At 64.1% G+C, this 18,160-nt stretch carries 17 protein-coding genes; 13 read left to right on the forward strand and 4 right to left on the reverse strand.

Annotated elements, in window-relative coordinates:
- Positions 1–53 precede the first annotated feature (53 nt).
- The 6 genes from VKT51_01960 (at position 54) to VKT51_01985 (ending at position 7,011) form a co-directional block, all read left to right on the forward strand.
- Complete coding sequence (locus VKT51_01960; GenBank protein ID HLJ82925.1) at positions 54–1,106, forward strand: BMP family ABC transporter substrate-binding protein; 1,053 nt, start codon at positions 54–56, stop codon at positions 1,104–1,106.
- Positions 1,103–2,638: an ABC transporter ATP-binding protein gene (locus VKT51_01965; protein HLJ82926.1), complete on the forward strand. Its 1,536-nt coding sequence runs from the start codon at positions 1,103–1,105 to the stop codon at positions 2,636–2,638. The genes VKT51_01960 and VKT51_01965 overlap by 4 nt, the downstream gene beginning before the upstream one ends.
- Positions 2,631–3,677: an ABC transporter permease gene (locus VKT51_01970; GenBank protein HLJ82927.1), complete on the forward strand. Its 1,047-nt coding sequence runs from the start codon at positions 2,631–2,633 to the stop codon at positions 3,675–3,677. Before VKT51_01965 ends, VKT51_01970 begins: the two co-directional genes overlap by 8 nt.
- Positions 3,674–4,540, forward strand: a complete 867-nt coding sequence (locus VKT51_01975) for an ABC transporter permease (GenBank protein ID HLJ82928.1) — start codon at positions 3,674–3,676, stop codon at positions 4,538–4,540. The genes VKT51_01970 and VKT51_01975 overlap by 4 nt, the downstream gene beginning before the upstream one ends.
- A gap of 41 nt (positions 4,541–4,581) precedes the next feature.
- On the forward strand, positions 4,582–5,481 hold the full coding sequence (locus VKT51_01980) for a serine hydrolase (protein ID HLJ82929.1): 900 nt from the start codon (positions 4,582–4,584) through the stop codon (positions 5,479–5,481).
- Positions 5,482–5,607: 126 nt separating this feature from the next.
- Positions 5,608–7,011, forward strand: a complete 1,404-nt coding sequence (locus VKT51_01985; GenBank protein HLJ82930.1) for an HD domain-containing phosphohydrolase — start codon at positions 5,608–5,610, stop codon at positions 7,009–7,011.
- A 471-nt stretch (positions 7,012–7,482) separates the two neighbouring features.
- On the opposite strand, the gene VKT51_01990 is transcribed toward VKT51_01985, so the two are convergent.
- Positions 7,483–8,430 (reverse strand): branched-chain amino acid transaminase, encoded by a 948-nt coding sequence (locus tag VKT51_01990; GenBank protein HLJ82931.1) that lies wholly within the window; start codon positions 8,428–8,430, stop codon positions 7,483–7,485.
- A gap of 21 nt (positions 8,431–8,451) precedes the next feature.
- On the reverse strand, positions 8,452–8,730 hold the full coding sequence (locus VKT51_01995) for a metal-sensitive transcriptional regulator (GenBank protein HLJ82932.1): 279 nt from the start codon (positions 8,728–8,730) through the stop codon (positions 8,452–8,454).
- A 217-nt stretch (positions 8,731–8,947) separates the two neighbouring features.
- Here VKT51_01995 and VKT51_02000 point away from each other — a divergent pair, with 217 nt between their 5' ends.
- Genes VKT51_02000 through VKT51_02015 form a run of 4 tightly spaced genes read left to right on the forward strand, consistent with a single transcriptional unit; the run spans position 8,948 to position 11,544 of the window.
- A complete protein-coding gene (locus VKT51_02000) occupies positions 8,948–9,559 on the forward strand; it encodes a hypothetical protein (GenBank protein HLJ82933.1) in 612 nt (203 codons plus the stop codon).
- On the forward strand, positions 9,556–9,972 hold the full coding sequence (locus VKT51_02005) for a transcriptional regulator (GenBank protein HLJ82934.1): 417 nt from the start codon (positions 9,556–9,558) through the stop codon (positions 9,970–9,972). Before VKT51_02000 ends, VKT51_02005 begins: the two co-directional genes overlap by 4 nt.
- A gap of 2 nt (positions 9,973–9,974) precedes the next feature.
- Positions 9,975–10,715, forward strand: coding sequence for a polyprenyl diphosphate synthase (gene uppS, locus VKT51_02010; GenBank protein HLJ82935.1), 741 nt, complete (start codon positions 9,975–9,977; stop codon positions 10,713–10,715).
- A gap of 25 nt (positions 10,716–10,740) precedes the next feature.
- Positions 10,741–11,544 (forward strand): PHP domain-containing protein, encoded by an 804-nt coding sequence (locus tag VKT51_02015; protein HLJ82936.1) that lies wholly within the window; start codon positions 10,741–10,743, stop codon positions 11,542–11,544.
- Positions 11,545–11,565: 21 nt separating this feature from the next.
- Here VKT51_02015 and polX read toward each other — a convergent pair whose 3' ends face one another.
- Positions 11,566–13,290 carry a DNA polymerase/3'-5' exonuclease PolX gene (gene polX, locus VKT51_02020; GenBank protein HLJ82937.1) on the reverse strand — a complete coding sequence of 575 codons (1,725 nt, stop codon included), beginning with the start codon at positions 13,288–13,290 and terminating at the stop codon, positions 11,566–11,568.
- 3 nt (positions 13,291–13,293) lie between these two features.
- The gene (locus tag VKT51_02025) at positions 13,294–13,884 is read right to left on the reverse strand and encodes a hypothetical protein (GenBank protein ID HLJ82938.1); all 591 of its coding nucleotides are present in this window, start codon (positions 13,882–13,884) and stop codon (positions 13,294–13,296) included.
- A gap of 89 nt (positions 13,885–13,973) precedes the next feature.
- Here VKT51_02025 and VKT51_02030 point away from each other — a divergent pair, with 89 nt between their 5' ends.
- The 3 genes from VKT51_02030 (at position 13,974) to VKT51_02040 (ending at position 18,157) form a co-directional block, all read left to right on the forward strand.
- Complete coding sequence (locus VKT51_02030; GenBank protein ID HLJ82939.1) at positions 13,974–14,882, forward strand: hypothetical protein; 909 nt, start codon at positions 13,974–13,976, stop codon at positions 14,880–14,882.
- 3 nt (positions 14,883–14,885) lie between these two features.
- Positions 14,886–15,956, forward strand: a complete 1,071-nt coding sequence (locus VKT51_02035) for a hypothetical protein (GenBank protein ID HLJ82940.1) — start codon at positions 14,886–14,888, stop codon at positions 15,954–15,956.
- Positions 15,957–16,027: 71 nt separating this feature from the next.
- Entirely contained in the window at positions 16,028–18,157 is a 2,130-nt protein-coding gene (locus VKT51_02040) for a 3'-5' exonuclease (protein HLJ82941.1), read from the forward strand.
- The last annotated feature ends 3 nt before the right edge of the window (positions 18,158–18,160 follow it).

Below are 18,160 nucleotides of genomic sequence, written 5' to 3' on the forward strand. Positions count from 1 at the left end.
ACGGCGGCGTAGGTCCCGCGCGGGACCATCGCCGTCGTCCGGAGGCTTTTCACATGCGGCGTCTGTTCATGTTGGCGGCTGTGGCCGCGCTCATCGCGGGCTGTTCGAGTGGTGGCAGCGGGTCATCCGGTGCAAACCAGACGAACGGCGCCAAACCGTCGCTCAAACTCGCTATGGTCACCGACGTCGGCGGTCTGGGTGACAAGTCGTTCAACGACTCCGCAAATCGCGGGCTTCAGTGGGCCAAGACTCAGCTCGACGCACGGGTGACCGTCCTGCAGTCGCGCTCGGTGACGGATTACGAACCGAATCTTTCGACGCTCGCCGATCAGGGCAACGATTTGATCTTCGCGATCGGTTTCCTGATGCACGATTCGCTCAACGACGTCGCGCCGCGGTATCCGGCCACACACTTCGCCATCATCGACTCGGTCGTCGACCAGCCCAACGTCACGTCCATCACGTTCAAAGAGGAAGAGAGCTCCTTTCTCGCGGGCGTGATCGCTGGGCTCGCGACGAAGAAGAACGTCGTGGCATTTCTCGGCGGCATCGAGTCGCCGTTGATCGAAAAATTTCAGGCAGGTTTCGCCGCCGGCGTGGAATCGGTGAATCCCCACGCGACGATGCTCGTGAAATACACGGGCTCGTTCGACGACGTCGCCAGCGGCAAAGAATACACGAGCGTGCTCTACGATCAGGGCGCGGATATCGTGTACGCGGCTGCGGGCAAATGCGGGCTCGGCGCCATTGACGAGGCCCAAGCGCGGCCGTCGGGTTACTATGTTATCGGCGTTGATTCAGACCAAGACGCCATCGCGCCCGGCAAAGTGCTCACGAGCGCGCTGAAGCACGTGGATCACGCAGTGCTCGCTCTAGCAGCCGACGCTTCGCGTGGAGCCTATCCGCGCGGAACCCTCGTCTTCGGCCTAAAGGAGGGCGGAGTCGGCCTCACCGAGATGAAGTACACGCGCCGTTTTCTGCCGGCAGGTGCGCTCGCAACGGAGAAGGCCTACGAGAAGATGATCATCGCCCGTAAACTTGTCGTGCCGTCGACGCTGGTCCAACTGAAGGCGTTCGTCCCGGTGCACCCGGCCGCAACGAAGTGATCCAAGGCGGCCCGGCCGCTCCACCGCCCGCGCTGTCGGCTCACGGCGTCACCAAGCGCTTCGGCGCGCTCGTCGCAAACGATTCAGTGGATTTCGACGTGCGCTTCGGGGAAGTCCATGCGTTGATCGGCGAGAACGGCGCAGGCAAGAGCACGCTGATGAACGTGCTGTACGGTGTGCTTCGCCCCGATGGCGGATCCATACAGGTTGAAGGCAAGGACGTCGCGTTCGGATCGTGCTCCGATGCGATGCGCGCCGGCATCGGCATGGTCTTCCAGCACTTCTTGCTCATCGAACGCTTCACCGTCGCCGAAAACGTCCTGCTAGGACGCGAACGCACGCACGGCGGGTTCACCGACCGGCGTGCGGCCGAAGCCGAGGTCAGAGAACTTTCGGCGCGATACAAGTTCGGCCTCGATCCGAAGGCGCGCGTCGAAGCGCTCAACGTCGGCGCGCGTCAGCAGGTCGAGCTGCTCAAGGTCCTCGAGCGCGATGCACGCATCGTCATCCTCGACGAACCGACCGCTGCGCTTGCGCCCGCGGAAGCGTCTGCGCTCTTCGATATCGTGAGACGCTTGCGTTCAGAGGGCCGAGCGGTCATCCTCATCGCCCACAAGCTGAAGGAAGTCTTAGCGCTCGCAGACCGCGTCACGGTTCTGCGGCGCGGCAAGGTCTCGGGGTCGCTGCCTATCGACCGCGCCGACGCCGCAACGCTTGCCACGCTGATGGTCGGTAAAGTCGTCGACTTGGATGCGCGCGAGCCGCGCCGCACGGCGCCGGGCGACATTGCGCTCGCAGTTCGCGGCCTCAACGTGCTGAATGACGATCGTCGGCCGGCCGTCCGCGGCGTGAGCCTTGACGTTCGTGCCGGAGAGATCCTGGGGATCGCCGGTGTCGAGGGCAACGGCCAGACCGAATTCGCAGAAGCACTGTACGGACTTCGGTCGCTCTCAAGCGGAAGCGTGACATTTGCGGGGCGCGACGTGTCACGGCTCTCCGCACGAGCGCGAAGGGTCGCGGGCATCCGCTACGTTCCGGCGGACCGGCAGCGCGAAGGGCTCGTGCTCGACTTCGATACCGCCGAAAATGCGTTGCTCGGAGACCAGCGGCGCACGAGTCGCGGCATGCGTCTCAACCTTTCGCTCGGGCGAAGTGCGGCACGCGAGATCGACGCGCGCTATGCGCTGGCGGGATTCGACCTGGCAAAGCCGGCAGGCGCATATTCCGGCGGCACGCAGCAGAAACTGATCGTCGGCCGCGAGATGACCGACGACACGCGGCTGTTGATCTGCGTGGCCCCTACCCGCGGCGTCGATATCGGCGCCGCGGCGATCATCCATCGAAGGCTGCGCGACGTCCGCGACAGCGGAGCGAGCATCGTGCTGATCTCGTTCGACCTCGATGAGATCCGCGCGCTCTCCGACCGCATCGTCGTCTTCAGCGAAGGCCGGATCTCGGGCGAATTCGCAGCGGAGTCCGCGACCGACGCCCAGCTCGGCGCCTGCATGGCGGGAGTCGGTTCCGTTGCGTGATGCGCTGCGACACGCAGCCGGCCCGATAGGCGCGCTTGCGCTCGCGCTTCTCGTGTCGTCGTTTGTCATGCTCGCCTTCCACGCCAATCCGATCGATGCGTTCGGCGCTCTTGCGCGCGGTGCGTTCGGTTCGAAGCAAGGCTTAGCCGAAACGCTCGTCCAGACGACGGCGTTGCTTTTCGCAGGACTCGGCGTGGCCGTGGCGTTTCGCGCGGGCCTCTTCAACATCGGCGCCGAGGGGCAGCTCGTGGCAGGGGGCCTGTGCACGGCTGTCGCCGGAGCGGCGCTGCATCTTCCCGCGGTCGTCGAGATACCGTTATGTCTCGTCGCCGGCGCGATCGGCGGCGCGATCTGGGGCGGGATCGCCGGCGTCCTTCGCGCGCGATTCGGCGCAAGCGAAGTCATCACGACGATCATGCTCAACTACATTGCGTTTCTTGGGTCGAGCTATCTGGTCAGCGGTCCGCTGCGCGGTGACGTGAGCGCGCCGGAGACGGCGCCGATCGCCGCGACCGCGGTCATGGCGCCCATCTTCGCAAACACGCGGCTGACGGCGGCGTTGCCGCTCGCGCTCCTGCTCGCGCTGTTTCTCTGGTGGTGGCTCGGACGAACGGTCGCGGGCTACGAGCTGCGCGCGGTCGGCAAGTCAGAGCGTGCCGCGCGCTACGCGGGAGTAGACCCGCGCAGCGTCATCGAGCGCGCGATGCTCATGAGCGGCGCTCTTGCCGGGCTTGCCGGCGCGACTGAAGTCCTTGGCCTGCTGCACCGCTTCAACGCGGAACTGTCTCCCGGATATGGTTTCACCTCGATCGCCGTCGCGCTGCTCGGCGCGACCAATCCGATCGGCGTGATCCTGTCAGCCCTCTTCTTCGGCGCGCTGCAGAACGGCGCGCTCGCGATGCAATCGCTCGCCGGCGTGCCGAAAGACCTCATCGCGGTCGTCGAGGGTTTGGTGATACTCTTCGTGGCCGCGCGCAAGCTGCCGGTGGGCGTCAACCTGCTCGCGCGGCGTCCGGCGCGGATCGAAGGTGATGCGTGAGCGCGCCATGGCTTCTCGCGCTCGCGGTCGCAAAGGTGCTGCCCAAGAAGGCCACGCCGCTCATCTTCGCCACGCTCGGCGGCGTCATCTCGGAGAACGGCGGCATCGTCAACATCGCGCTCGAAGGCATCATGGCCGGCGGGGCGTTCGCAGCCGTGGTGGCATCGTACCGGACGCACGATGTCGCGCTGGCGATTTTCGTCGCCGTGCTGACCGGCATGGCGCTTGCCGCGGTGCTCGCGTATTTCGCGCTGGCGCAATCGGCGGATCAGATCGTCGTCGGCATGGCCATCAACATCTTCACGCTCGGCATGACGGCATATCTCGTCTCGACGGTCTTCGGGCAGCCCGGCGCGTCGCCTGAAGTTCCCGGTCTGAGGAACGAAGCGGTGCTGACGTGGATCGCGCTCGCGCTCGTGGTCGTCGTGCACATGCTGCTCTATCGCACCCGCGTCGGCATCCACCTCCGAGCCGTCGGCGAAGAGCCGCGCGCTGCCGCCACTGCCGGCATCAACGTCCTGGCCTACCGCTACGCGGCGACGATCGCGGGCGGTGCTCTCGCAGCGCTCGGTGGTGCGTACCTCTCGGTCGGCGAGACGCATCTCTATTCTGACGGCATGGTGGCCGGCCGGGGTTTCATCGCGCTGGCCGCCGTGATCTTCGGTAAGTGGACGCCGTTCGGAGCGGCCGGAGCCTGTGCGTTCTTCGCGCTCTTCTCAAGTCTGCAGATCGTCCTGCAGGGCGGCGCACTGCCCGCGCAATTCCTCGAGATGCTGCCGTATCTGCTGACGATCGTCGCGATCGCGGGCTTTATCGGGCGTGCCCGCCCGCCTGCTTCGGACGGCATACCGTACGAGCGCTGATCGTTAATGCGCGCGCCGCGCCCTGACGATACAATAGATATATGATGTGGCGTACCCTATCTGCCGCGTTGACATGCTGTCTGCTGCTCGCGGCCTCGAACATCCAGCCGGCGGCGATCGCAGATACGAACGACGCATGGCTTGGTACGCCGTTGACCGTACTCGAACCGGAGCTGGCGCGGCTTGCTTCGCTCTCGCCGGGCATCGTCGCTATCTCCGTCGCAGACTTGAGCGGCGGCCACGCGATAGCGATCAACGGCGACGTCAACCTGCCGGCCGCGAGCACGATCAAAATCCCCGTCATGGTCGAAGTGTTCAGGCAGATCGCGCAAGGGCGATTCAGCTTGGACACGACCGTCGCGCTCACGGATTCCGACCGCGATTCGGGATACGGCTCGTTGTGCGACGCGCCGTGGGGCAGCCGCTATACGGTCAACCAACTCGTCATGCTCATGATCACCGAAAGCGACAACACCGCCGCCAACATGCTGATCCGGCTCGTCGGCCGGCAGAACATCAATGCGACGATGGACGGCCTCGGGCTCACCCAGACGCGTTTGGGCGACAGCATACGATCCGACGGCGATATCCGCAGCCTGCGCACGACGTCGAATGAAATGATGCGGCTCCTCATCATGATCGCCGAGCGACGCATCATCACCGATGAGGCGTGCGATCGCATGCTCTCGATCTTGGCCGCGCAGCGTCACAACACGCTGATCCCAAAAGATCTCCCCAAGGGGCTTGCGATCGCGCACAAGACCGGAACGCTGCACGACACGCTCAACGATGTGGGGGTCGTCTACCTTGAAGGCGCGCCATATGTCATCTGCGCGTTCTCGACGCACCTCGAAGACCTCGACGACGGCGAACGCTTCATCCGGACGGCGTCAAAATTGACCTACCGGGCGTTCTTGACCGAATCTCCAACCGCTCGCTGATTTTGTCGGCCTCTTTATCGAACAACCGTGCGTGACTTCGGTCACGACCGGACGGACTAGGGCACGCGCCGCTTCTCAGCCAGGTCCAATTCAACGATAGTCATTCTATAGGACTCGTCGTGCGGCGTGTCACGATTGGGACGTGATGTCCGCCACGGCATGTATAAGGACGGATTGAGCACGCACGTCGCGGCGATAGACAAGCCACAAGTCGCGCACACCGAACGATGGCGCTTCGTCGCCACGCGCGCGTTTTACGTCCTGCTGGCAGCGTCCGGCGCCGCGCTGCTGCTCGCATTTCCACCGACGTTCGACACCCGTATCGGAACCGTGTTCGCGGTTATCATCGTGTCGGCGTTCGTCGTCTTCGCCGAACGATCGCAGACCGCTGCGGGTTCGACCGTAGCACCGCTGACCGCGATCATGGCCGCTTCGGCGGTCACGCTCGGGGCGTGGGCGATCGTCATCGGCGCGATCGCCGTCTCTACCATTCAGATCCGCAGACTCCGCGACGGCGACATCGCCCCGGCCGCAGCTCCTTTCGCGCTCGGATGTCAGATCGGTGCGGCGACGATAAGTTCCTATGCTATGCTTGCGATCTGGTCACTCTTCCGCGAGCTCATCGGGCGTTGGCCGATCGCTGAGCCTGCGATCTTCTTTGTCGGCGTCATCTGCGTCGGAATTGCGTGGCAATCGTCCACGAATATCCTCGTAGCGTTGGGCTCACGCATAATGGGATCTCGCTTTCCGGTTCTCGCGCTCGTTCGACCCGGCATCGTAGCGTCGCTTTATGCATACATGCTTGTTGCGATGTACAATTTTGGCGGAATACTGGCCACCGCCTTATTCTATATCGTCGTCGCACAAATAAATTTTGTTCAGCAGACGTTGGGCACATCGGTCAAGCTCTTGAAGCTTGAGCGCGCGCAAGAGCAAGCGACGACGCTCGCACGGGATCTCTCGCATCTCTTAGAAGCCGAGTCGGTTGAGTTCGGCCGAGAGGTCCGCAACATCGCGCAAAGCATGGCACGCAGTCTTTCGATGAGCCGGCGCGAGGTCTCCATGGTTGGGCTCGCCGCCGAACTGCACGAGATCGGAAAGTGCCGCATTCCATATCGCATGCGCACCAATCTCGGCCTCTCGGAGGCCGAGATAGCTCAATATATGTCGTATCCGCGGATCGGCGCAGTGATGGTCCGGAGTTCGGATGCGCTGCTGCCGCGCGAGATCGCCGATTGGATAGAGTTCCACCGAGAGCATTTCGACGGAGCGGGCGGACCGCGCGGGCTTCGCGGCGACGCGATACCGCTTGCGTCGCGAATCATCGCGATCTCACGCGCTTACGTCGCGATGCTTACGGGTTATGACGGAACTGAAATGGTGAACAAAGAGACAGCGCTCGCCCGCCTGAATGCAGGCGGAGGAGCGCTGTACGATCCGGGGTTAGTGGATCTGCTGGAAAGACTAGCTATGCAGGCCCGGGAAAATTCCCGTATCGAACGTGTGCATGAAGTGGCCGATGCTGGCTAGCACGCCGCCTAGGCTGTGGAGGACGTTGTACAAAACGCCACCGAGTTCGTGAAGATGCATGGCTGAAGGGCTCCTTCTTTTCGGTCTTGCTCGCGAGCTCGGGCGCGGCTGACGTCCTTTACTGACTCCGTCTCTCGAGATCGCCGGCCCACGGCGGTCTCGGGATTCGAGAGTCTCGGACCCGGCTGTCGCGAAATTCGACCGGTAGTCATACCGTTCGAATTTTGGGCAGCGTCAGTCCGGTTTCAACCGTCCTCGAAACTGTCTCCGAACGACTGCTGTCTAAACAGCAAGCGCTCGATGATGGTCCCCGCCTTCACAAGTGACCTCCATCACACCTTCTAGATTGATATCGTATCGTATGGACTGCTAAATTACCGTATCGTGGAAAGTTAAGGGGCCGGCTACATGCCGGCCCCTAGCTTTTGGCGGGGGAGGACGCTTACATCGGCCTTCCGGGGGAGCAAACCCTTAGACAGCCCCTGCTACAAGCGAGGGAAAGCACGGGGTGACCCACTGCCGGTACCGCGCGAGTTTGCCAAGCGAAACCTTCGCATAGAGATCGCCGAGGGCAGTCGAAATCGGTCCGATGGTGCCGTCGCCCACCTGCCGCCGATCGACTTCTATGACCGGTCCCACGCCGACGGCCGTGCCAGAGAAGAACAGCTCTTCGGCCGCATAGAGCTCGCTGCGGTCGATGCTTCGCTCAACCACTTCGATGTTCAATTCGTTGCGGCAGAGTTCGATGAGCGTGTCGCGCGTGATGCCTTCCAATATGCTGTCGGTCACTGGCGGCGTGATGACGCGCCCGCCGCGCACCATGAACAGGTTCTCGGCGCTTCCTTCAGATACGTGACCGTCGGACGACAGCAGTATCGCCTCATCGAAGCCGTTCTCAACCGCTTCCGTCTTTGCGAGCGCCGAGCTGACATAGACGCCGGTCAACTTCGCGCGAGCGGGCGCGCTGTTGTCGTCGATTCTCCGCCACGACGCAACGCCGACCTTCAATCCTTTGGAAGCATCGAAGTACGATTTGTGCGGCACCGCCACGATCGCGAAATCGCCTTTGACGTTGTGCAGCCGGACGCCGATCTCTTCGGACGATTTGAATGCGATAGGACGCACGTAGACGTCTTGGCGGTAGTCGTTGCGGCGCGCGAGCTCCACCGTGTGGCGGCAGAGCGCTTCGGTATCTTCGGGCAGCGCGAGCTTCAGCAGCTTCGCGGACGAGCGCATGCGATCGTAGTGCTCGGCGAGACGGAAGAAGAACAATTGATTATCCGCGGCGCTCCAATAGCCGCGGATGCCTTCAAAGCACCCGGTGCCGTAGTTGAGTCCGTGCGTGAGCAGGCCGACCCGCGCGTCGCCGTACGCCTTGAACTGACCGCCGTGGTAGATGATAACGCTGTCGAGATCCATTCGCTCGTACTCCTGCCTTCGCTATGTCTTGATAAAGCGGTTGACCGCTGCGATAAGTTCTTCGACCCGCTCGGGGCCGGTGTCGGGTTTGAGCGAGTCGCGCACGCAGCCTTCGACATGCTGTTGAAGCAACACCATGCCGAGGTTTTCCAACGCGGAGCGCGCGGACGCGATCTGCGTGAGGATGTCGATGCAGTACTCGTCCGACTCGACCATGCGCGCCAACCCTCGGACCTGACCCTCGATTTTGTGCAATCGCGAAACGAGAGCCGTTTTGTCTTTGGACGCCGGATTTTGCACGGGTGGTCCGCTCCTGGGCGGCGGGGGTATGCGCTGTGCCCGCTCGTCAATCGTACCCTTGCCCGCGCACGATGTAAAGAGCGAGCGGCTGTCCGCAAGGCCCGGGCTCATATAGGGGTATGGGGTATATTGTCGTGCAAAGGTCGAACGGCCTGCTCGCATCGGCCGCGCCGATCGCACAGGAGCGTACGCTTTGTCTCGCAAAGTAATTGGCTAGATGGAAGTCGAGCGCGCGCTGGCAGATCTCGCTGAAGTTCGAGACCGCCTCGCGAACTGTCAGCAGTTTCGCGGCTATTCAGGTCCCGCCGCAGCCTTCAGCGGGCTCTGCGCCGTAGGCGCCGGATTTGTGCAGCTCGTCCTCGCCCCGAATCCGCAAAGCGCGTCAGAGATCTACATTTACCTTTCGATCTGGTCGGCGTGTCTCGGCGTCGCGCTCGTCGTCAACTACGGCGCGCTGGCCGTCTGGTATGCGAGAACGGCCGGCCTGCAGGCGCGCAGCCAGACGCGCACCGCGGGCCTGAGCATCTTGCCGGCGGTCATCCTCGGCGCAGTATTGAGTGCTGCGCTCGCCTTTCACAACATGTATGCGATGCTCCCAGGCGTCTGGTATTCGTGTTACGCAGTCGGCCTGTTCGCATCGCGCTCCATGGTTCCGCAACCGGTGGTCTCGGCCGGCGCGCTTTTCGCCTGCCTCGGCGTCGCGTTGCTGCTCTCACCGTATCCCGCACTGCCGCTCTCGTGGTGGGTCATGCCGATCGGTTTCGGCGTCATCCAGACGTACATCGGCTACGTTCTCGCCCGCGAAGAGGAGTCTCGTCAAACAGCATGAGCGCCAGGAAAACCGCACGCAAATCGAACGCCGGCCAGCCGGCCGATGCGCCGTTTGCATACGCCGGACTGGAGAGGATCTTTCACGAGCGCGGCAGGCTTGCCGTTTGCACGTGCTTGATCGCGCATCCGGACGGCTTGAGTTTCACCGAACTGCAAGAATCGTGCGGGCTCACCGACGGCAATCTGAGCAGGCACCTGCATGCGCTTTCGGAGGTCGACATCGTCACGATCGCTCGTCACACGGGGTCCGGCCGGCCGACAAGCGTCTGCCGCATAACGAAGAGCGGCCGCGCTCGCTTTCTCGCATATGTGGATGAATTGGAGTCCGTCGTGCGCGACGTCCACGTGCGCGCCGAGGACTCGCAATCGACGACGCGAGGCCGCACGCTTCCGCGTCTGGTCACGACGTGACGATGATCATCAGAAAAATCGCTCCGGCGACTGCGATCGTACCCGATCAGCTGCCGCGTCACATCGCGATCATCATGGACGGAAATCGCCGATGGGCGCGCGAGCGCGGACTGCCGCTCGTCGAAGGCTATCGCAGGGGGATCATCTCGTTGCGCGAGGCGACGACCGCATGCAGCGATCTCGGCATCGAATACCTGACCGTCTACGGATTCTCGACGGAGAACTGGAAGCGCGACGACGCGGAACTCTCCGTGTTATTCGACTTGTGCTGCGCGTTCGCGCGTAACGAGCTTGCGGGATTGATTCGCGAAAACGTTCGCGTGCGTATCATCGGGCATCCCGAGGCGTTGCCGTCCGCCGCGCGCCGCGCGCTCGCGGACCTCGTCGAGAAGACCGCCGGCAACACCGGAACGGTTTTGAATCTTGCGGTCAACTACAGCGCCCGGTCGGAACTCGGCGATGCGGCGCGAGCGCTCGCACGCGACGTGGCCGCCGGATCGCTGGATCCCGGATCCATCGATGAGAATACCATCGGCTCGTATCTCCACACGCACGATCTGCCGGACCCTGACCTCCTCATCCGCCCCGGCGGCGAAGCGCGGCTGTCGAATTTCCTCCTCTATCAAGTCGCGTACACCGAGCTATGGATGACCGACGTCTACTGGCCCGACTTCACGCGCGAGACGCTGGCGCTTGCTGTCGCCGACTTCGGCCGGCGCGCGCGCCGCTTCGGCGGGGCGTAGCGGCCGCCACAAGTCCGAATCTGTATTGTACGCGGATCTCCACCTCCATAGCTGTGAGAGCGACGGCGAACTGTCGCCCAGCGCTCTCGTGGACGCGGTCTGCACCGAAGGCGTCTCTCTCCTTGCGCTCACCGATCACGACACGACCGCCGGTCATGCGGAAGCCCGAAGGCGATGTGCCGGCCTCGGCGTGACGTTCGTACCCGGCATCGAGATGACGACGTATGCGATGGACCGCGTGATCCACGTCTTGGGTTTGGGATTTCGCGACGGGGATGCCGGCCTCACGAGGGCGTGCTCGCTCGCTCGCGATAACTTCGCGCGAAATCAGCGCCGCTGGGTGACGGCGCTCGAAAGCGGCGGCCAGGACGTGTCGTGGGACCGCGATTTCGCCGGCGGCGCCGTTCGCTTGCCGGTGCTCATCGAGCGGCTGTGCGACCGCAATGTTGAAAGCGGTGATCCCAAGCGCGTGCACGCAGCGTTCAGCGCGTTCTTTCGCGCTCTGCCCGCCTCTGCGTACGCGGAGCTTCCCACGCCAGCCGCTGCCGCCGCAATGATCCGCGCAGCGGGAGGCATCGCCGTGCTCGCGCATCCGCTTCGCATCGACGAAGGATCCGGCTGGGCCGCGCTCTTGGACGACATGGATGCTGTCGAAGCGAACTACGCCGCATACGATCGCGCAGTTCAAGATGGACTTGTCGCGATCGCGCGCGATCGCGGGCTGCTGGGGACATGCGGCAGCGACTACCACGGCTACTTCCAAGGCCCTTATGTCAACCCGCGTTTTGAACCGTCACCCGAACTGCTCGCGCGCCTCGGGGTGTTCTGAAGGGGCCCATGCTAATCGGCCCTATCTTAGGCGTTTTCGCTTGACGAACTCGAGAACGCCGGCAAGCGGGCGCGCGTTCAACACGTCGGCCTTCGTCAAGCCCGCTTTGCGTGCGGTGCCGACGCCGTAGAACATGTGATCGAGCCATTCGATGCTGTGCGCATCGGTGTCGACGGCGATCGTGCAGCCCAGTTCCTTCGCGCGCCGCGCGAGCGACGCGTTGAGATCCAGCCGCATCGGATTGGAGTTGATCTCAAGGGCCGTTCCGGTTTCCGCCGCTGCGCGAAAAACGGCGTCTATATCGAATTCATAACCGGCCCGTTTTTCGATCTGCGCGCCGGTCGGGTGTCCGATGATATTCACGTACGGGTTTCGGATCGCCCTGAGCAGCCGCTCCGTCTGCTCTTCCTTCGTGCGCGAGAACGCGGAATGGATCGACGCGACGACGATGTCCAACTTCGCAAGCGTCGCATCGGGCCAGTCGAGCGAGCCATCCGCTCGGATATCAACTTCGGACGAGCAGAGCAGGTGCACGCCGTACGAGTCGCGCGCGGCTTTGATCGCAGCGATCTGTTGGGCGAGCCGCTTCTCGTCGAGGCCGTGCGCGACCGCCCGGCCGGGTGAGTGGTCGGAGATCGACAGATACTCGCGCTTACGCTCGGCAGTGGCCCTGGCCATTTCTTCGATGCTGCGCGACCCGTCGCTCCACGTCGTGTGCGCATGCAGGTCGCCGCGGATGTCGGCAAGCGAGATAAGGTCGGGCAGAGAGCGCGAGCGAGCGCGGTCGATCTCGTCCAAGCCAACGCGCAGTTCCGGCGGGATGTACTGCATGCCGAGCGCCTCGTAGACTTCCTCCTCCGTCTTCATCGCGCGGACTTTGCCCGTCTCCACATCCTCGATGCCGTACTCGCTGACCTTGAGGCCGCGCCCCTTCGCGTACTCACGCAGCAAAACGTTGTGCGCTTTGTTGCCGGTGAAATGTTGGAGGAGATTTCCCAGATACTTGTGCGGCACCACGCGGCAGTCGACGGAAATACCCGGCGACGCCCAGATCGTCGCTTTTGTCTCGCCGCGGCCCACTATGCGTTCTGCTTGCGGCAACTTCGTGAAGAACTCGAGCGCCGCAGCGCCGCGTGCGCTCGTGCAGATGATATCCAGATCACCGACGGTCGGCTCCATACGGCGAGCGCTCCCGGCTACGGTGACGTTCTTGGCAAGGCCGCTTTCGGCGAGCGCTGCGACGATGGCTTGGGCTAACGGCCACGCGTCGCCAAGGCGCATTCGTTTGGTGCGCTCCTGCAGCTGCGCGAGCGCCGCGCGCAGGTTCTCTATGCCCTTTGCACCGAGCCGCGGCAGTTTCGCGATGGAGCCGTCTTCGACGACACGCCGAAGATCGGCGATGCCGGTGACGCCGAGATCTCTGAACAGCGAGACGGCTGTCTTCGCTCCGATGCCGGGAACGCCCAGCAGCTCGAGAATCGTGGGCGGAAACTTGCCGCGCAGTTCGTCGAGATAAGGGCACGTGCCGGTGCGATCGATCTCGTCGATTTTTTTCGCGATCGCAGCACCCACCCCCGGCAGTTCGGTCAGCGTGTGCGCGGCGATCATCTCACGCGCGGGGGTCTCGGCATCTTCGAGGCTGCGCTGGGCGCGTTCGTAGGCCTTGATCTTGAAGAACGGTTCGCCGTCGAATTCCATGAGCGCGGCGATCTCAGCGAGCCGCGCGGCGATCTGTGAGTTTGTCACGTCTTACGGCAAGAGCGAGTTCTCGCCGGCGAACAAGCCCGCGGCGTTCGGCAGCCAAGCCCACACGAGCAGCGCGCGCGTCGCGGGGTGCACGAACGCGAATAAGAGCGTGCCGTCGGGCGGCATCAGTCCACGCTTTATGAGTTCGGGTGCTGTGGGTTTGGCATCGTCATCCCACGCCGCTTGCGCGAAATACGTCTTGTCGCCCACGGTTATGTTGTAGTGCAGATGTCGCGGAATCGTGTACCACGCGCCGGGGGGCACGGCGGCGAAATCGGCCGGGGGCATGCTGCCCGCCATGAACTGATAGCCGCACGCGACGAGCTGATCGGCTTCGTTGAAGATGAGCACGGTGGGATGCGCAAGGTCCGGCGGATTGAAATTATCGTGGTCGGTGTACATGACGCCGACACCGGGGATGGTATCGGTGGACTGCACGTAGCCGTCGGCGCGCGCCCACATCGCCAAGCGGAAACGCTGCGTGCTCGTCCGCACTGCCGCGGCGAACGGTGAATCGTACGGATCATCTGCACGCGCCGGTACAGCCGCACAGAACCACGAGAGCGCGACTGCGAAGAGGATCGCGGCGGACATTCGTCGACCGCGCGTGACGCAATCGCAAGGCGAGCGAGCGGCGCGCATGCTGCGAGGGTTTGGGTGCGCTCGCTGTCAAACCTGCAGTCATGGTCGGCGCGCAAACGAGAGCGGCCACGGCGATCGCGACGTTCACCGCCGCGCTTCTCTGCGTTGGCGCCGCATCCGGTACGGTCGAGCAGCGCTCGTTCGCGCCGGGCAATACGCTGATCTACGACTTCAATCTCGAAGTGCAGATGCACGCGATCGGCGCCGACCCGCGCACCTCGATGAATAGCGATGCGAGCGGCGCGGGCACCGAGACGTTCGCCATCGATCGCATCGACGCCGACGGCACCGCGCGCGGTTTGTTGAAAGTCAACTATCAAGGTACGGCAGATGGCCGGACGATCGACGTCGCGCAATCGTGGCGCGCCGCGCTGACGTCTGAAGGCGAGATCCGCGCGGACGGCGTCCAGCCGTCGCTCGGAGAAGATCTCGATCAAGCACTTGGCTATGTCAACGGCGTCAGCAAAGGATTTGGCGCGCGTGCGCTCGCGTCGGGTTCGACATGGAAGGCGGCGGTGCCGACAAGTGCGCAGGGCCAATCCGTGACGGTCGTCAGCCGCGTCACGGGCGTGCAGAAGTATCAGACGTTTCAAGCAAGCGTGATCGAGCAGACGGCGAAGGGGCAGTTCGCAACGCAGATCGCAGGCGCGCCGGCTGCCGGCACGATGGCCACCGGCGGCACGGTGTACTACGACGCGGCGCTCGGCTTGTTGATCGGATGCGCCGTGCGCGGACAAACAGACATCGCGGTCGCCGGCTCGGACGTCAAGCACATAAGCAGAACTGAGACCGTCAACTTGCAGCTGCGGTCTTGGGATCAAGGCGGCGGAAATCAAGCGGCCGCTGCGACCGCATCGCCCGACGCAACCGCGGCCCCAAGCACGCCGGTGCCGCAAGTTCCCGTGCCCGCGTCCGCGCAGACTCCAAGCCCGATCGCGACGGGCCGCTGACCGGTGCGAGCGAGCGGAGCCGCACCTGCTGCGGCGCTCGGATTCATCCTCACTGCGGCGATCGCCGCGTTCGGCGGTCAGATATTTTTGCCCGGCCACGAATATGGAACCGGCGAACAGCAGGTCTATGCGATTGCGCGTGACGCGCGGCTCACGGTGCGTTTCGCTCGCGCTGACGGAACGATCGGCACGCAGACGTCGCTGCTCCACGACGCGAGCAGCGTGGCGTTCACGGTCGAAGGGTTCACGGGCGACGGGGCACCGGTACTTGCGGTCGCGACAGCCGGCGCACTGCGCCAAAGCTCCGTTGCAGCCGTGCCGAGCGATAGCCCGGTCATCGCGGCCGACGGAAGCGCCGCACGGCCGGAATTTGACGGATTTGCGCCGGCGTCGCTCGTGCTGAGCGGATTGGATGCGTCGTCGCTCGACATCGGCACAGAATGGCATGGCACGGGAGATCTCGCGCTGCCGTTCGCGCATGCGCGCGCGCAGCTGCACGGCAAAGCGAATTTCAAATCGGGCACGCTAGCAGACACGCTGCTTCAGGCCGTCTTGAACGGCGGCGCGTCGATTGCGGGCCAACCCCGACTCTCTAAATTCGGCGCGGTGCGGCTGACCGGCGGAGGCGCGCTCAGCGGCGAAGCGTATTTCCAACCAGCCAGACACCTGTTGGTCGGAACCGACCTTTCGCTGACCAGCAATGGCAACGCCGTCGACGCGCATGGCACGCACGGTTCGTATTCGCTCACCGCACACTGGATCGTGAAACTTGTCGGCCTCGTCGCGGGGACGCCGCCGATCCCCGGTATCTCGCCGGGAATCGGCATCCCCGCAAACCAGATGGGCGAACGTGCGAATGCCGCCAACGTCTATTCACCGGGATCGCCCGTGCCGGTGCTTCACCCCGCTCCGATGCCGAGCGGCGTGATCAGCGGCAACTCAGGCGCGACGCCCACGCCGTACGCGGCGGTCACACCCTCGCCGACTGAATCCCTCGCGCCGCTGCCCATCGGCTTGTCGAGCGATCAGCCCATCGCGTCGCCGCCGCCGGCCCCCACGCCCACGCAGTCCTAAGACCTCCCGCGCACGGCGCCGCGACGAAAACGCCCGCGAGAGGGACGGCGAAGCGGCGCGAGGGAAGGCCCGTGCCAGTGAACGCAATGGATGGACTGCTCGCCGGGGCGGGCGCGACGCAAGGAATCGTGGCCATCGAACCGGACGCAGGAGCCGGAATCGCCCGGACGTATCGTCGCGACAGCAACGGCGTGACGTCCTCCGACGTGCCGCTGCAAGCGTGGCTCGTCGCGCGCCGGGCGCTTGACGGGTCCGTCGAACTTTCCGGTCGCCACCCGATGCGGCATCTCTGGTCATCCGCAGACGCGACACGCGTCGCAAGCATCGCCGCGAATCTCGCCGCCGATCAGCGTCTCGTCTATCTCGATCCGATCACGGCTCACCTGGTCGCGAGCGGCGAGACGTTCTACAAAGGCATGCTCTTTACGGATTTGCGACGTCTTCAGTTCGATCTCGAGACACTCGACGTGTTGCCGCACAGAGACGGCGCCGAGATCTGCCTCATCGGCGTCCGTGACACAACCGGATACGAGCGCGTCCTCGCGCTCGACGAGTTCGAGAACGAAGGCGCGCTCATCGCCGAGTTCGCGCGCATCGTCCGAGAGCGCGACCCGGACATCGTCGAAGGTCACAACATCTTCAATTTCGACCTCTGGTATCTTGAAGAGCGAGCTCGGCGCGCCGGCGTTCCGCTGCTGCTCGGCCGCGACGGCCGCACGCCGCTCATGCGCGACGACTCCATCCGGCGTTCCGGTCAGAACGGCATGCTGGTCAAGTACTATCGCATTCACGGCCGCCAGGTCGTCGACACGTTCTTCGGCGCGTTGCGTTGGGATGTCGGCCGCCGGCTGCCGAACTACAAACTCAAATCGATCGTCCGCCATCTCGGCATCGGCGTACAAGATCGCGTGATGGTCGACGCGTCGAAGATGCGCGGTCTCTGGGCGGACCCTGCCGAACGCGGACGACTCAAGGCGTACTGCCTGGACGACGCGCGCGACGCCGAACGGCTTTCGAATCTCGTGACGCCGAATGAGTTTTACCAGGCGCAATTCGTGCCCGAATCGCTGCAGGGCCTTGCATGGGTGGGGATCGGCAGCCGTATCGAACGGCTGCTCGTCCGCGCGTATCTGCACGCGCGCCACTCGATCCCGCGGCCGCGGGCCGTTGGGCCGGTAGCGGGCGGATATACCGTCGCGTTCGAGACCGGATTGTTCCGCAACGTCGTCAAGTGCGACGTCGAAAGCCTCTATCCGTCCATCATGATATCGCGCGGCATCAAGCCGCAAGACGACGACCTCGACGTCTTTCTTCCATTACTGACGGCGTTGCGTCAGCGCCGCATCGATGCGAAGCGCAGCGCGGAGCGCGCCCGTGCCGAGAACCGCGATGATCTCGCCGCCGACGGGTTGCAGAACGCTTTTAAGATCTTGATCAACTCGTTCTACGGTTTTCTCGGGACCACCGGCCTGCATTTCAACGACGCGACGGCGGCGGGCGCTATCACGGAAGCCGGACGCGCCGTGCTTGAGCGTATCGTGGCCGAACTGCGCGCGCAAGAGTGCTTGGTGATCGAAGCGGACACTGACGGCGCATACTTCGTGCCGCCGTCAGGTGCCGATCCGGCGGGCATCGTGGCGCGCGCGAATGCGGCGATCGGCGAGGGTCTCAACCTCGTCGTCGAAGAGCGGTATCCAACGATGCTCTCGCTCAAAGCGAAGACATACGCGCTCGAGCGCGCCGGCGGCGAGATCGTGCTGCGCGGATCGGCGCTCAAGTCAAATCGCGACGAGCCGTTCGGCGCCGTTCTGCTGCGGGCCATCGCGTCCGCGCTCATCCAAGGCCGGCAGGTAGACGTTGCCCCGCTCGTGCGCGACGCCGTGGAGCGCGTTCGTACCGGCGGGTTCGAACCGATCGCGTTTGCCCGCCGGGAATCGGTGACGCAGAAGACGTTTAGCGCGCCGGGGAACCGCCGCTTAGCGCAGGCGTTGCTCGACAAGGGCGTCGTCGTGGGCGACAAAGTGAACGTCTATCGGCGGGAGGGCGGCGAACTAGCGTTGTTGGAGGAGTACGCGGGCGACGAAGATCGCGGACATCTCCTGAAACGCATCGCAGACTTTGTCGGACGATTCGGCGATCTCGTGCCGGACGAGGCGCGCCGCGCGGCGATCGAAGATCCGGACCAGCTTTCGTTGCTATGAGAA

The sequence above is a fragment of the Candidatus Eremiobacteraceae bacterium genome (assembly GCA_035295225.1).
In the GTDB taxonomy this organism is placed as follows: domain Bacteria; phylum Vulcanimicrobiota; class Vulcanimicrobiia; order Eremiobacterales; family Eremiobacteraceae; genus JABCYQ01.

Excerpts from the sequence above, each read along its gene's own strand:
- VKT51_02030 (HLJ82939.1), top strand. The coding sequence starts at position 13,974 with ATGGTCGGCGCGCAAACGAGAGCGGCCACGGCGATCGCGACGTTCACC.
- VKT51_01960 (HLJ82925.1), top strand. The coding sequence starts at position 54 with ATGCGGCGTCTGTTCATGTTGGCGGCTGTGGCCGCGCTCATCGCGGGC.
- VKT51_02005 (HLJ82934.1), top strand. The coding sequence starts at position 9,556 with ATGAGCGCCAGGAAAACCGCACGCAAATCGAACGCCGGCCAGCCGGCC.
- VKT51_01980 (HLJ82929.1), top strand. The coding sequence starts at position 4,582 with ATGATGTGGCGTACCCTATCTGCCGCGTTGACATGCTGTCTGCTGCTC.
- uppS (HLJ82935.1), top strand. The coding sequence starts at position 9,975 with ATGATCATCAGAAAAATCGCTCCGGCGACTGCGATCGTACCCGATCAG.
- VKT51_02025 (HLJ82938.1), bottom strand. The coding sequence starts at position 13,884 with ATGTCCGCCGCGATCCTCTTCGCAGTCGCGCTCTCGTGGTTCTGTGCG.
- VKT51_01990 (HLJ82931.1), bottom strand. The coding sequence starts at position 8,430 with ATGGATCTCGACAGCGTTATCATCTACCACGGCGGTCAGTTCAAGGCG.
- VKT51_02000 (HLJ82933.1), top strand. The coding sequence starts at position 8,948 with ATGGAAGTCGAGCGCGCGCTGGCAGATCTCGCTGAAGTTCGAGACCGC.